Raw genomic sequence first — 14613 nt, 5'->3', positions numbered from 1 at the left:
ATGGGGGTTTTATTAAAGTACTACTTTGGCTAATATTTCTTGTTCAAGATTTCCTACTTTAGATTCTAAAGCCTCTACTTCCTTACTCACTTCTTCTACAAAGCTTTGATCCTTTATAGATCCTAAGTTAATCTTTACATTATATAGGGCTGAAAGAACTGCAGTTCTTGTCATCATGGCTGCCACAGCTCCGTCTGTTACTGCGTTTTTGTTACCCTTTTCTACCACAGCTGCGATGGATTCCAACATGCCAAAAGCATCCCTTGCCACTTCTAGCGGCACCAATGCAGCTTTTTTTGTAGCCTCCTGAATTGCTGCTTTTCTAGCTTCCATTTCTTCGTCCGTTGCCTTCGGTAACTTGAAAGCTGCCATTACTTCATTAAATGCATCAGAGTCACGATCGATATCTTCTACAAATTTGGCTCTAAACTTGGCGCTGTACCCAGAGATGGTTTTCATCTCCTCTTCCACACCCTCATAGTTCTTCTTACCGATGGTTAGATTTGCAACCATCTCCGTTAAGGCAGCTGCCACCCCTGCACTCAGCGCTGCCACACTACCGCCGCCTGGTACCGGTGCACTGGAAGCCGTCTCATCTAAAAAAGCCTTTACACTCATTTCTGCTAACATATGTATACACCCCATTCGTATTTTATTGATGCATATAATTTTATCCCCATCTCTATGCTGCACCTGCCTTCGGTACGCGGTGCACGGTATCCGGTACAGAAAATACTTGGCTGCTCGCTATTCGCTTTTCGCTTCTCGCAAAGACTAAAAAAATCTTTGGCGAGCAGCGAGTAGCGCTTCTCACCCTCTAACCCTTCACTTCTTTATCAAACACCAACACGCCTTTTTTCACAACCTTTTCTACAGTGCTTACAGCGATGTGATATGGAATATACTTGTAGGATGGGAATTCGAGGATGATGACATCTCCTTGTTTACCCACGTCAATACTTCCAATTTGGTCGGCACGGCCCACAGCGGCAGCACCATTAATGGTCAACGCCGTCACAGCCTCTTCGATGGACATTTTCATGTATAAGGTAGCTAGCGCGAATACCAGTGGAATCGACTCTGTAAAGCAGCTGCCTGGATTTAGGTCTGATGCCAATGCCACAGCACAGCCTTGGTCAATCATGTATCTTCCTCTAGCATAATGTTCACGCAAGCTAAAAGCTGTACATGGTAACAACGTAGCCACAACCCCTGCCTTGGCCATATCTGCGATTCCTTGATCGGAAGCTTGCAGTAAGTGGTCTGCAGAAACAGCACCCAACTCAGCTGCTAACTCTGCGCCACCAAGCTGTACGATTTCATCTGCATGGAGCTTTACCTGCATCCCCATTTCCTTCGCCTTTGTCAACAGCCTTCTAGACTGCTCCACAGAGAATACATTTTTCTCACAGAAGATATCACAAAAGGCTGCTAAATTTCGCTCTGCCACCGTAGGCAGTACCTTCTCAATGATATAATCAATGAATTCATCTTCTCTGCCCTTATAGTCTTTAGGAACAGCATGGGCACCTAAGAATGTTTTAACGATATCCATAGGATGCTCTTGATCTAATGCATCCATAACCTCTAATTGTTTGATCTCTGTATCATAATCTAATCCATAGCCGCTTTTACCCTCTACTGTTGTTACACCAAAGGAAAGCATGGAATCCAATCTCTTCTTTCCAGCGCGATGGAGTTCTTCCTTGGTAGCTTCAGCGGTGGCTCTCACAGAGTTGATAATCCCGCCGCCTCTCTCCATGATCTCCATATAGCTGTCGCCACGAAGTCTCCAGGAGAACTCCTCGGCACGATAGCCTCCGAAGACAAAATGGGTATGAGAATCTACAAAACCAGGCAATACAGCCTTTCCTGCAGCATCAATCACGTCATAGTCAGTTTCTTGATAGTTCTTTAAAATCTCCTCCGTGGTTCCCACTGCTTTGATGACGCCTTCTTCGATCACCACTGCACCATTGGGAATCACATGTAAATCGTTCATTTCTTGGCCCTTTTTTCCATGAAAACCGCTGCAAGTTACCAACTCTGCTGCATTTTTGATCAATACATTTCCCTTTTTCATAAGCCTACTCCATCATCCTGGCTTCAAGAATCTGCTCCATGGAGAAATCCTCTACACCTAGATAATATACTGCTGTATCGATTAGCGCTTCCATCGGTACCAATCCGATGATTTCACTGCCTACGATACTCACACCATACCTTCTGGCTTCGATGCGAATCAATTCAAATGCTCTGTAAAGGGCCGTTTTTGTATAATCCGTCATATTCATGGAGATTTGAACAATGCCTCGTTCTTTTAGGTCAATGCCGATAGCCTTGCAGAAACGTAACCCGCCGTTTAGGAATCTTACATTTTTTGCAATCTTGTTGGCAATTTCTATGTCATTTGTATTTAAATTCACATTGAATGCTACCAATGGCATTCTAGCACCCACTGCTGTAGTTCCTGCTGTAGGATGGATTTCTGCTGGACCATAATCAGGCGTCCAATCTGCCTGCTTGATCTTTTCAATCATCCCTTCAAACTCGCCCTTACGAATATTGGCAAGATTCTCTCTGGTAGGATTGGTTGCTGCCTTTTCATAGAGGAAGATTGGCAATCCATATTTCTCCGATGCTTCCTTAGCAACTTCCTTGGCTAACTCTACTGCCTCCGTCATACTTACATTTTTTACTGGAATAAAAGGTACCACGTCCACAGCACCCATTCTTGGATGTTGTCCTTGATGCTTGGTCATATCAATCACTTCAACAGCCACACCCATGGCTTCAACCACGGCATTTTTTACTGCTTCTGGTTCTCCCACCACAGTAACCACCAGTCTGTTGTGATCTTCATCCCTACTGTAGTCCAAAAGCTTTACGCCATCTTTACCTCTGAAAGGGCTCACAATTTTCTCGATTTTTTCTAAGTCTCTGCCTTCACTAAAGTTTGGTACACACTCGATGATTTTTTTTACATTACTCATGGATGATCCACCTTTCTCTTTGGGTTAGTGGCTACTCGCTGCTCGCTACTCGCCACTGGCAAAAGATAAAACAATAATCTTTTCCGAGAAGCGAATAGCGAGAGGCGAGCAGCGTCATCTACCTTCAACCTATCACTTATCTTTAATCTTATCGGGCGATTCGTGAATCGCCCCTACAACCTTATCCTATTTCTTAAATGCTTTCGCCACAAGGCTTTTCACTAAATCTTCCTTCGGAATGTATGGAAGGGTAATATGATCTGTGCCTTCATTATCCTTGTTGAATTCTATACTTGTTGTAATAGAGTTTTCATTTCTTGCCCAGGCACGTCTTGCTACACCGCCCATAACATCCCACGGCATAGCAGTCTTTAGAATATTGTCTGCTCTCTCACTGCCGTCCAACACCATGCCAAAACCGCCGTTGATGGACTTTCCAATACCTACACCGCCCCCATTGTGAAGGGCTATCAAACTCATGCCTCTCGCTGCATTTCCAGCAAAGCACTGAGTCGCCATATCTGCCATGACATTACTGCCATCTTTGATATTTGAGGTTTCCCTGAATGGAGAATCTGTACCGCTTACATCGTGGTGGTCACGCCCCAGCATGATCGGTCCTACTTCCCCATTACGTACCATTTCATTAAATTTCAATGCAATCTTTGTTCTTCCCATGGCATCCTGGTATAGAATTCTGGCCTTGGTACCTACCACAAGCTTATTCTTCTCTGCGTCCCGAATCCATACATAGTTATCCCGGTCTTGACCCCTGCGGTCTGGGTCAATGCAGTCCATGGCTGCCTTATCTGTTTTTCTTAGGTCTTCGTCCTTGCCGCTTAAACACACCCAGCGGAACGGTCCATAACCGTAGTCAAATAGCTCAGGACCCATGATATCCTCCACATAGGACGGCCAAATAAATCCATCCTTGTCATCAATACCATTCTTTGAAATTTCTTTTACCCCTGCATCATAGATAGACTTCATAAATGCATTGCCATAATCAAAGAAATAGGTTCCCTGACTGACAAGGCTCTTTATTACTTCAAAGTGACGCTTTAATGTCTGATCTACCAGCTTCACAAACTGCTGTCGATCATTTTTTAACATTTCTGTTCTTGCTTCAAAGGTCAAACCTTGTGGGCAATATCCACCCTCATATACCGCATGGCAGGAGGTTTGATCGGATAATAGATCGATTTTGATATGATTTTCAGCAGCATATTCTAAGAGGTCAACGATATTTCCATGATATGCAATGGACATGGCCTCTCTTTTATCCATATACTCCCTGGCAATATCAAAGGCTTCCTTTAAATCCGCTGTTACTCTTTGTACCCATCCTTGGCTGTGTCTCGTTTCAATTCTTGAATAATCTACCTCTGCCACAATACCTACGCCATTGGCAATCTCTACTGCCTTTGGCTGTGCACCGCTCATACCTCCTAGTCCTGAGGTTACAAACAGCTTTCCTTTTAAATCCTGATCATCTGGGATACCTAATATCTTTCTTCCTGCATTCAGCAGGGTATTAAATGTTCCATGTACGATTCCCTGGGGGCCGATATACATCCAACCACCAGCTGTCATTTGACCATAGTTGGCCACACCCATCTGTTCTGCGATATCCCAATCCTTTGGATTGTCAAACATTCCTATCATGAGGGCATTGGTGATAATTACCCTAGGCGCATCAGGCTTAGACTTGAATAGTCCCAAAGGATGCCCAGATTCGATCACAAGGGTCTGCTCATTGGTCATCACTTCTAGATACTTTTTGATTAATTGGTACTGCATCCAGTTCTGACATACCTTTCCCGTTTCCCCATAGGTAACCAGTTCATAGGGATACAAGGCAATATCAAAACATAAATTGTTGTCAATCATTACCTGGAAGGCTTTTCCTTCAATGCAGTTTCCTTTATATTCATCAATAGACTTGGCTTTTAGTTCTCCCACTGGACGGAAGCGATAGCCGTAGATTCTCCCCCTCGTCAGTAACTCATCCATAAACTCTGGTGCTACTACCTCATGAAGCTCCTCAGGGATATAGCGAAGGGCATTTTTTAGTGCTGTCTCTGTTTGATCTGGTGTAAGCTTAAAGCCACGATCCGGTGCTCTTCGAATCCCTTCAATGAACTTAGGGTATTCAGGCAGTTCATTGTCTAGCTTTATGGTCATAGCCTGAGAAATATCATAATTTGTAACCATATTATTTTCCTCCTTGTTTGTATATCAACTAAGACTCAGTTCAGATGGAGTTTGTAACTCCACCTGAACGCCAAGTCGTGTTATCCAGGGGCTGTACAACTCTTGTCTCCCGCTTGTAGGAGCGGGAGCCTTAGAGTTGTTAGCCATCGGATGAGCTGATATAAGTAATGTATTTTAGCGTAACTGAAGTCGCTACTAGCTGCTCGCTACTCGCCACTAGCAAAGACTAACTTAAAAGCCTTTTGCTAAAAGCGAACAGCGAGTGGCAAGTAGCGTCTTTTTCTCTAACTTCTAACTTCTAACCTCTTAGAATAATCCTGTAATCACACCGTTTTCATCAATGTCAATTTTCTCTGCCGATGGTATCTTTGGCAATCCTGGCATAATCATAATTTCCCCTGTGAGGCATACGATAAAGCCTGCCCCTGCTGACACCCTGACTTCCTTCACATTAATCTTAAATCCTTTTGGCGCACCTAAAAGATTTGGATCATCTGATAGAGAATACTGGGTTTTTGCCATACAGATCGGGAGTTTATCCAATCCTAATTCTTCGAGCTTCTTGATTTCCTTTAAGGCTTTAGAAGAGAATACAACACCATCACCGCCGTAAATCTCTTTTACGATGGTTTCAACCTTTTCAGGAATGGATGCTTCTGCTGAATATAAGTGTTTAAAGTCAGGTGATGTACCTTCAACGATTTGAACCAGCTTCTCAGCCATCTCTACGCCGCCTTCGCCGCCTTTTGACCACACCTCGTTTAGTGCAACTTCCACACCATATTCTATACATTTTTTCGTTAATATTTCTATTTCTGCTTCTGTATCACTGACAAATCGATTCACAGCCACCAATACAGGAAGTCCGAACTTTCGAATATTTTCCACCTGCTTTGCAAGGTTGGCAAAGCCTTTTTCGATAGCTTCTACATTTTCTATACCTAGCTCTGTTTTCTTTACACCACCATGCATTTTTAATGCACGTATCGTTGCTACAATCACTACAGCTGCTGGCTTTAGTCCACCATATCTACACTTGATATCTAAGAATTTTTCTGCCCCAAGGTCTGCACCGAAGCCTGCCTCTGTCACAAGATAGTCTCCTAGCTTTAATCCTAGCTTCGTCGCCATGATACTGTTACAGCCATGGGCAATATTGGCAAAAGGCCCGCCATGAATTAAGGCTGGCGTATTCTCAAGGGTCTGGACAAGATTCGGCTTAATGGCATCCTTTAATACAGTTGCCATAGCACCTTGAACATTTAAATCTCCACAGGTCACAGGCTGACCCCCATAATTGTAGGCAATAACCATTCTACTAAGTCGATCCTTTAAATCCATTAGGTCAGAAGACAAACATAAGATTGCCATTACCTCTGATGCCACAGTGATCATAAATCCATCCTGTCTTACAAATCCGTTGGCTTTACCGCCTAACCCTACAACAACTTCCCGTAGGGCTCTATCGTTCATATCTAAAACTCTCTTCCAAATAATCTGTCTTGGATCTATATTTAATGCATTGCCATGATTAATATGGTTATCTATTGTCGCTGACAACAGGTTGTTGGCTGTGGTGATGGCATGCATATCTCCAGTAAAGTGAAGGTTGATATCCTCCATTGGCACCACTTGAGCATATCCACCACCTGCGGCACCGCCCTTTACCCCAAATACGGGTCCAAGAGAAGGCTCTCTTAAGGCAATCACTGTTTTCTTGCCAATTTTATTTAGGGCCTGACCTAATCCTACCGTGGTCGTTGACTTTCCTTCCCCTGCTGGTGTAGGATTGATTGCTGTAACAAGAATGAGTTTACCGTCTTCCTTGTCTTTTAATCTGGTAAATATACTGGGATTAATTTTTGCTTTATACTTTCCATAAAGCTCAAGCTCGTCCTCTAATATATTCCAATCCTTGGCAATCTCTCCAATTGCCTTCATTTTGGCCTGCTGTGCGATTTCGATATCACTTGGTACCTTGTTTACCATCATAACCACCCTCTCTATGTATTTTCCCAATATTATATATCTGAATTATATAATAGCCCTCGTCACCAAAGCGTCGAATTTTAAAAATAGACAGAATATTTTTTCCGTCATTCGGCTTTAGTATGTGCTTTCAAAATATTTTTTATTTTCATCTTAATCAATACAAAAATGCATCTAACGATGCCTTCGCTAGGGGAACCTAGTTCCCCTTCGACGGCTGCAAAGCGGCCTGAGCACCCCTCTGAATACGGCATGGGAATACTTCCCCTGCACCCCTGTTTTTTTGTTTATCAGGAAAGTAGAACTTTCCTGATAAACAAAAAAACCACCTGGGTTTTGTGCCCAGGCGGTCGGCTTTTCTTCATCACACTCCCCGTGGTTTATTCCACTTCCGCCAGTCGTGTGATTTCACTATGTTTTTCATTATAGAGTATTCTTTCTTCATTATCAAGAGAAAGGTTTATCTGTCATTGAAAATGGATATGTACTTATATTTGTGCTGCTGTATCCTCTACCTCTGTATTAGTCACATCAGCTCCAGCTTCATCGTCTTGAACTGGTTCTACAACGATAGTCTGTTCTTCATCTGTTGTTTCAGCTGGTTCAGCAGTATCAACAGCATCAGTATCCTCTACTGTCTCAGCTGTTTCTGTTGCTTCAACCGGTTCTGCTGTATCTACGGCATCGGTACCCTCTGTTGTCTCTGTGGTTTCGCCAGCTTCTTCGTCGATGTCGATAACACCTGTTTCACTATCATATCCTACCTTCAAATTTAAGGCTTCCGCGATAAATCTCAAAGGTACCATGGTTCTATTATTGATAAGTCCCGCAGGTACATCGATTGTTTTCGCTTCACCATCTACCGTTACTGCACCGGTCTTTAGATCAAAAATAATCTCTACACCATCCTTTGTCACAGTAACCGTTTGATTTTCTCCATCCCATTGAACTTCAGCACCAAGCCCCTCTGTGATTGCTCTTACAGGGATTAATGTTCTTCCCTGCTTGATCACCGGAGGAACATCAAATTTAAAGTTTCCTTTCTTAGAGTAGATATTTTCCACTGGAATTACTTCTACATCTGCATCCGCTTCCTCAATCTCTGCTGCCACCTGCTTCAAAGCATCTAATTCTTCTTGGGTATATTTATTTCTGATAACGTCCTTCATTTCTGCCTTGATTGCACTCATTTGTGTTTTAAACTCAGTCATTTCAGCCTTGGCAGCAGCCATCGCTTCTTGAGCAGTTTTAATTGCAGCTTCGTCACCGCTGGCTTTTGCAGCCTCATAGTCAGCCTCTAATTTTGCTAACGCCTCTTCTATGGCATCTTTCTCAGCTTCTATTTCATTTTTCTTTTCTTCTAACTGATCTTTCACTGCTTTCCATGCCTTATCTTTAGCTTTTTCTTCAACTGTTTCATCTGTGGCTTCAACTGTGCTTTCCATATCAAGCTGTACTTCTTTTACTACTTTTCCCTTAGGTGCTTCCACCTTGCCGACCTTTGGTGCGGCACTAACTGGCACCGTAAACATACAAGCAGTAATGACTGTCAATGAAACTATTTTTCTCCATTTCATTTTTGTGTCCTCCTTTGTGTTTTCTTGATTTACATCATAGTATTACGACTTCTTTTTACTTTTTAGGTGCTGTTTTACCTATTTGTTAAAAAAATTTGTCTATAAATGTCAAAAAGCAGCAAAGCTGCTTCGCTAGGGGAACCTAGTTCCCCTTCGACGGCTGCCAAGCAGCCTGAGCACCCCTCTGAATACGGCATGGGAATACTTCCCCTGCACCCCTGATTTTTTATTTAATAGGAAAGTAGAACTTTCCTATTAAATAAAAAACTTGTAGCCTTAGCATACTACAAGTTTTTCTAGCCACCAATATGTCTTATTTCCTAATTTTTATTCTTCTGTTTTTGTTTTTCCAGCCATATCTTCCATTCCTTAGAATTCACATCTTTAGCATTTTCTTCATCCTTGGACTTTTCTTTCTGATCCTTTGTTTTCCCTTGTGCTTTCTTACTCGTCTCTTCTTCTACCGCTTTTTCCTTGTCTTTATCTTCCTGCTTTCTATTTTCACTATTTTGATTTTCAGCAGAGGCTTCTTTTTTTATTTGGCCGGGTGCTTTTTGTAGTCCAGGAGCTTTTTGCAGTCCAGGCGCCTTTCCGAGACCGGGTGCTGCTTCTTGACCTGGTGGATGATTTTCCTTTTTCTCTTTTTCATCTGTCACCTTATTCTCTATTTGGTCATCATTTATTTCATCATCCTGTATTTTTTTCTTTAATTCTTTAACGTTTAATTTTCCAACACCTTTGTCCAGAATCTGTTGTACCTTTAATTCTTTAATCTCTTCAACTGTAATCTGTTCTCCATCAGCTTCCGCTTTTTTCAAAACACCATACTTCCCAATGGATACATGCTGTGCTCGAGCTTTTTTTACATCTTCTTTCTTTCCTTCTAAATAGGCAACTTGAATTTCTTGAATATCTAGCTTCTCTTCCAGCTTTTGTTCAATTCTCCCAACGATTTCTTTTCCATCAAGGCTCACCTTTTCAGCTGTCATGGTGGTAGAAATCAGCACCATATTTCGCTCCTCTGTCAGATAGTTTAATGTCTTTGCGCTGTCTACAATGGCTAAGACTGCTTCATCAATGGCCATGCCAAGCAGTTTTTCTGACACAACCTTCTTTCCATCCTCATTGATGGGAATTACCTTCAAAACTTCCTGCGCTTGATTGATTTCAAGCTCTACACTGGGGTTGATATCTATACTGACAACAGCGGCTGTATTTGCCAGAATCTTTGTGGTACTCCATGGATTTAGCCAAGTCATGGAAATAAACATCATGAGGAACATTGCTGCGGCTAAACCAATAGTCCTTATGGATACCTTGCTTCTTCTATAAATGTCTTCCTGGACAAAGATAATTTCTTTTCCCTCTTCTAACCCATCTTTTTTTACAACCTTTAGGTATTCCATGGTACTTGTCAGAACAACCGCAAAATCATTTTCAAGCTTTACCACGCATCCCCTGTATACCATCCGCAACACCCCCTTCTATCTCGTAAATATAATTCTTTAAAAGTTCTAAATCGCTGTCTAGAATCAATACGGCTGCGATGATAAATTTCCTGCTTCGTTTTAACATTTTCAATGTTACATTTAATTCTTTTGTAATTTTTGTCCCAGGCAATGTCTTTTTCCGAAATAATTCATCCTTTAATTCCTGGTGAGTTGCCACAAACTTTGCGATTTGTATGCTATTAACCCTGGTATCTACATGCTTTGGTGCTTCATTCACCAAATCTGAGAAGGTAATATCAAATGCCTTTAACTGTTCTTCAAAGGCTCTCATTTCATCCTTCAGCTCAAAAGCAACAGTAAAGTCCTCGGTCTTTAGCTGAGCTTCAATTTGCTGCTCCTGCTCGTCGTCATATTGACTTATGGGAACAGAAACCATATGTCTGCTGGCCCTGCGAAGGCAGTCAGTTACTCTGCTCTTGATTACCAACTCCGCAAAACTGATAAATGTGCCTCTCGATCCCTCATATTTATCAATAGCTTCGTTGAAGGCCTCCAGTCCCACACTATACTCCTCGCTGTTCTCGGATTCTACATAACGATTGGTCGTATTGGATATGGTTTTTATAATAAAAGGTATATATTCCTCAATAAATATTTCTCTTTCCTGGGAATCTCCATCCTTAATTTTCTTTAACCGATTTGTTAAGGAGTCTTTCTTAAGAAAATTCAATAGGCGCGCCAACCCGTATGCACCTCCTTACATTATAGATGTACGCTGTTCTACCCTTTTTTAGGTCCCTGGTTCTAGTTTTTTGAGGAGATATCTCTCCAAATTTTTCATGTTTTATGCTAAAAAGGAAAAAGAGACCCATTTGTCTCTCTCCAATGTCTACCCTTATTTAACAATTATATACTAAATTATCTTCAAATATAGTAGTTTTCCCATGTAGTACACACATGGTATAAAAATACCCGGAAGCATGTTGCCTACCTTCAATCGTTTTACTTCTATCATATTCAATCCAATGGCAAGAATTAACAATCCCCCCACCACTGACATTTGACGGATGACCTCATCAATCAAAAACACCTTCATAAAGGAAGCGGTCATGGTAATCAGACCTTGGTACACAAAAACTGCCACAGCAGACAGCATAACACCGATTCCCATGGTAGATGTAAATGCAATGGAGGTGATTCCATCCAACACAGCTTTGGTATATAAAGTTTGATGATTTCCCACCAAGCCGCTTTCCAATGAACCTACAATGGCCATGGAACCTACACAATAAAGTAAACTAGCAGCGACAAAGCCTTTGGCAATACCCCCTTCTGATTTACCTGCTTTTTTTTCTACCCATCTTCCTAAATCTTCGAGCTTATCTTCTATGCGGAGATACTCTCCGATCAAACTCCCTATGGCCAAACTAAAAATCACCAATAGCACATCCTGATCTTGAACCTTAAAACCACCCAATAAACCCAAAAGTATGATGGCCAATCCCATGGATTTCATCACCGTATCGCTATATTTTTCTGGTATTCTTCCCCCGAAAAATAGACCTATAATACTTCCGCCTACAATGGCCAATGCATTCACAATTGTTCCCAGCACAATTGCTTCCCCCTTTGCTCATTTCGTATGTCTAAATATATATTCTTTATTCTTCAAAAAACTCCTTCTTGTATTATTTGCCTATTCCTAATTCTCTGGCATAGTAGAAAAGATACTGCTGGGCAAAGCCTGCGTATTTGCCAAAGCGTTTCTGACCATAGTCTTGAATCGTTTTTAGGGGCATGTCCTCCTGCAAATAAAAATATTCCATTACGCGTTTTACCCACACATCAATAGGAAATGCATCAAATTTACCCATGGAAAATAACAATATGCAATCGGCTACCTTTGGTCCTACCCCATTGATTCTTAAAAGATTTCTTCTTGCCATGTCTGTATCCAAGTTATGAATCGCATAAATGTCCATTTGCCCCTCTCCTACGATGGCAGCTGCATCTACGATATATTTGGCACGATATCCCGTGCGGCAAAGCTGAATTTCTTCTATGGTTCTATTCAGCAGTGCTTCTGGTTGTGGAAAAGCATAGTGCTTTCGATTTCCATAAATCCCGATGAACTGTCCATATTTTTCACTGAGCTCTTCTATAGATTTTTTAATGAGGGGGATACCACGGTTGGAGGATATGATAAAAGAAATCAAGGTTTCCCATTCATCCTGTTTAAGGATTCGAATACCATGCCCTTTTTCAATGGCTCTTTCCATGACGGGATCATTTTCACAGAGAACTTTTTTAATGCCTCTATAATCTCGATCCAAATCAAAATATGCCTTCCAAATCCCATAGAAATCCTCAATATTTGTATGATTGAAGAGAATTTGATCCTTTTGCTTTGCAATATTTAATATTCTGTTATGAGCCACCAAAGTATAGCTGTCGTCAACTTCCCGATACCAACGGAAGCACTGTCCACATTCTAGAATATGCTGCAGCTCAAAATCCTCTACCCCTTCTAATATCACTCTATCCTTCTCTTCGATTACTTTATAGTTCAAGGTATTTCCTCCTTTGCTTTTATCCTATGAAAAAGATTATCCACCTTCTTCTATTTTTACCCTATATCTTATGTTCTACTCTTTTGAATGCTGGCTGCTCGCTGCTGGCCACTCGCTTCTCGCAAAACCCTGAAAAAATCCTCACCAGTCACCAGTCACCAGTCACCAGTCACCAGTCACCAGTCACCAGTCACCAGTCATTAATATTTTAACCACTACCCAGTTGCCCATCACAAACCCAAAACACAAATCTTTTCCGAGAAGCGAGAAGCGAACAGCGAGTAGCGTTAACACTAACTTTTCTTTTTTCTAGAAGGATTTTTTTCATCTCTGTCGAATATAATCTTCTATAGAACCATTAGAGGTTATAGGTGCCCCAAGGGGGAGAATAGGGAATGAAGTGAAAATCTTCAGCGGTCCCGCCACTGTAGGACGGAGTCAATCACAAGATACCACTGGTTCATCCGGGAAGGTGTGAAAGACAAAGATGTCAAGCCAGGAGACCTGCCTATAAGCTTTAGAAGTACATGAAGGATGGTAAAGTTCATGGTTTTTTTGCCTATGCAAAAAAACTGTGGACTTTTTTTATTTGCTTTTTAGCTTTTAGCTACTATAAATAGGCTGCTCGCTACTGGCCACTAGCTACTCGCTTCTAATAAGTGCAACACACAAAAGTCTTTTGCGAGAAGCAAACAGCGAGTGGCGAGCAGCCTCTTAACTACTATCCAATACAAGGAGGAATATCAAATGGAAAAGCTTCACCAAACCCTACAAATGATTTCTGAACTAAACCAGGAAGCCATGACAAAAACTAGAGCTCGCGTGGACGCCCTTATTAAACCCCCTGGAAGTCTTGGAAGATTGGAAGATTTAGCAGTCCAACTGGCAGGCATCACAGGAAACCCCTTCCCAACGGTAGATAACAAAGTCGTGATTGTCATGTCTGCTGATCATGGTGTGTACCAAGAAGGTATTGCACCTAATCCACAGATCATCACTGCGATACAAACCCCAAACTTCGCCAAGGGTGTGACAGGGGTGTGTGCCTTCGCTAAGCAAGCAGGAGCTGAAGTAGTCATCGTTGACATTGGTGTCGCTGTTGATATCGACCACCCTGATGTCCTCAAGCATAAGATACGTTATGGGACGAGCAATATGGCAGAAGGTCCTGCCATGTCTCGAGAAGAAGCCATTCAAGCCTTAGAAATAGGTATCGAAGTCACCGAAGCTCAAATCAAGGCTGGAAAGAACCTCATCGGCACAGGAGAAATGGGTATCGGAAATACCACAGCCAGTGCTGCCATAGTGGCCGTTATGGGCAACTATGATCCTTCAGAAGTTGTCGGTATAGGTGCTGGACTGCCAACAGACCAGTTATCCCATAAGGCCAACGTCATCTGCAAAGCCATTGCCCATAATAAACCAGATTCCAAGGATGGCATTGATGTCCTTGCAAAGGTTGGAGGCTTTGAAATTGGAGGTATGGCTGGCACCATGCTGGCTGCAGCTGCCCATGGTGTTCCTGTGGTCGTAGATGGTTTTATCTCTACGGCAGCTGCCATCATTGCTTGTTCTATCGAGCCAAAGGTAAAGAATTACTTGATTCCCTCCCACTGTTCAGCTGAAAAAGGCGGGAAAGCTGCATTAAATCTTATCGGACTTCAACCCATGTTTGACATGGGCATGCGCCTAGGTGAAGGTTCAGGAGCTGCCATCGCCTTCAACATCGTGGAAGCGGCTACCTACATGGTAAAAGAAATGATTACCCTAGAAGAATCAGGAATTTCATTATAGCAATATTATAGTAGTATAGAAAAAG

General features: G+C 42.1%; 11 protein-coding genes and 2 riboswitches. Of the genes, 1 reads left to right on the top strand and 10 read right to left on the bottom strand.

Going from position 1 to position 14613, the window contains the following annotated elements:
• Positions 1–12 precede the first annotated feature (12 nt).
• From K0R93_RS07645 to K0R93_RS07600, 10 genes are all read right to left on the bottom strand, one after another.
• On the bottom strand, positions 13–630 hold the full coding sequence (locus K0R93_RS07645; RefSeq protein ID WP_300299631.1) for a cyclodeaminase/cyclohydrolase family protein: 618 nt from the start codon (positions 628–630) through the stop codon (positions 13–15).
• A 187-nt stretch (positions 631–817) separates the two neighbouring features.
• Positions 818–2083: an imidazolonepropionase gene (gene hutI, locus K0R93_RS07640; protein WP_300299629.1), complete on the bottom strand. Its 1266-nt coding sequence runs from the start codon at positions 2081–2083 to the stop codon at positions 818–820.
• Positions 2084–2087: 4 nt separating this feature from the next.
• The gene (ftcD, locus tag K0R93_RS07635; protein ID WP_300299627.1) at positions 2088–2993 is read right to left on the bottom strand and encodes a glutamate formimidoyltransferase; all 906 of its coding nucleotides are present in this window, start codon (positions 2991–2993) and stop codon (positions 2088–2090) included.
• Between the two features lie 186 nt (positions 2994–3179).
• Positions 3180–5207 carry a urocanate hydratase gene (locus K0R93_RS07630; RefSeq protein ID WP_300299625.1) on the bottom strand — a complete coding sequence of 676 codons (2028 nt, stop codon included), beginning with the start codon at positions 5205–5207 and terminating at the stop codon, positions 3180–3182.
• Between the two features lie 306 nt (positions 5208–5513).
• Entirely contained in the window at positions 5514–7199 is a 1686-nt protein-coding gene (locus K0R93_RS07625; protein WP_330685080.1) for a formate--tetrahydrofolate ligase, read from the bottom strand.
• Between the two features lie 330 nt (positions 7200–7529).
• Positions 7530–7608, bottom strand: a riboswitch (ZMP/ZTP riboswitch).
• Between the two features lie 76 nt (positions 7609–7684).
• Entirely contained in the window at positions 7685–8773 is a 1089-nt protein-coding gene (locus K0R93_RS07620; RefSeq protein ID WP_300299623.1) for a stalk domain-containing protein, read from the bottom strand.
• Between the two features lie 320 nt (positions 8774–9093).
• Entirely contained in the window at positions 9094–10242 is a 1149-nt protein-coding gene (locus K0R93_RS07615) for an anti-sigma factor domain-containing protein (RefSeq protein ID WP_300299621.1), read from the bottom strand.
• The gene (sigI, locus tag K0R93_RS07610; RefSeq protein WP_300299619.1) at positions 10211–10966 is read right to left on the bottom strand and encodes an RNA polymerase sigma-I factor; all 756 of its coding nucleotides are present in this window, start codon (positions 10964–10966) and stop codon (positions 10211–10213) included. The genes K0R93_RS07615 and sigI overlap by 32 nt, the downstream gene beginning before the upstream one ends.
• 171 nt (positions 10967–11137) lie before the next feature.
• Positions 11138–11839: a DUF554 domain-containing protein gene (locus tag K0R93_RS07605; protein WP_300299617.1), complete on the bottom strand. Its 702-nt coding sequence runs from the start codon at positions 11837–11839 to the stop codon at positions 11138–11140.
• A 73-nt stretch (positions 11840–11912) separates the two neighbouring features.
• Positions 11913–12794, bottom strand: a complete 882-nt coding sequence (locus K0R93_RS07600; protein ID WP_300299615.1) for a DNA-3-methyladenine glycosylase family protein — start codon at positions 12792–12794, stop codon at positions 11913–11915.
• Positions 12795–13146: 352 nt separating this feature from the next.
• Positions 13147–13320, top strand: a riboswitch (cobalamin riboswitch).
• Positions 13321–13541: 221 nt separating this feature from the next.
• On the opposite strand from K0R93_RS07600, the gene cobT reads away from it, so the two are divergent.
• Positions 13542–14588, top strand: a complete 1047-nt coding sequence (cobT, locus tag K0R93_RS07595) for a nicotinate-nucleotide--dimethylbenzimidazole phosphoribosyltransferase (protein WP_300299613.1) — start codon at positions 13542–13544, stop codon at positions 14586–14588.
• Positions 14589–14613 lie beyond the last annotated feature (25 nt).

It is taken from the genome of Anaerosolibacter sp., assembly GCF_029240175.1.
Taxonomy (GTDB): Bacteria; Bacillota; Clostridia; order Peptostreptococcales; family Thermotaleaceae; genus Anaerosolibacter.
Note: the sequence above shows the minus strand (reverse complement) of the source record. Positions and strands in the feature narration are given on the sequence as shown.

Coding starts and splice junctions, on each gene's coding strand:
- K0R93_RS07645 (WP_300299631.1), bottom strand. CDS start 630: ATGTTAGCAGAAATGAGTGTAAAGGCTTTTTTAGATGAGACGGCTTCC.
- hutI (WP_300299629.1), bottom strand. CDS start 2,083: ATGAAAAAGGGAAATGTATTGATCAAAAATGCAGCAGAGTTGGTAACT.
- ftcD (WP_300299627.1), bottom strand. CDS start 2,993: ATGAGTAATGTAAAAAAAATCATCGAGTGTGTACCAAACTTTAGTGAA.
- K0R93_RS07630 (WP_300299625.1), bottom strand. CDS start 5,207: ATGGTTACAAATTATGATATTTCTCAGGCTATGACCATAAAGCTAGAC.
- K0R93_RS07625 (WP_330685080.1), bottom strand. CDS start 7,199: ATGATGGTAAACAAGGTACCAAGTGATATCGAAATCGCACAGCAGGCC.
- K0R93_RS07620 (WP_300299623.1), bottom strand. CDS start 8,773: ATGAAATGGAGAAAAATAGTTTCATTGACAGTCATTACTGCTTGTATG.
- K0R93_RS07615 (WP_300299621.1), bottom strand. CDS start 10,242: ATGGTATACAGGGGATGCGTGGTAAAGCTTGAAAATGATTTTGCGGTT.
- cobT (WP_300299613.1), top strand. CDS start 13,542: ATGGAAAAGCTTCACCAAACCCTACAAATGATTTCTGAACTAAACCAG.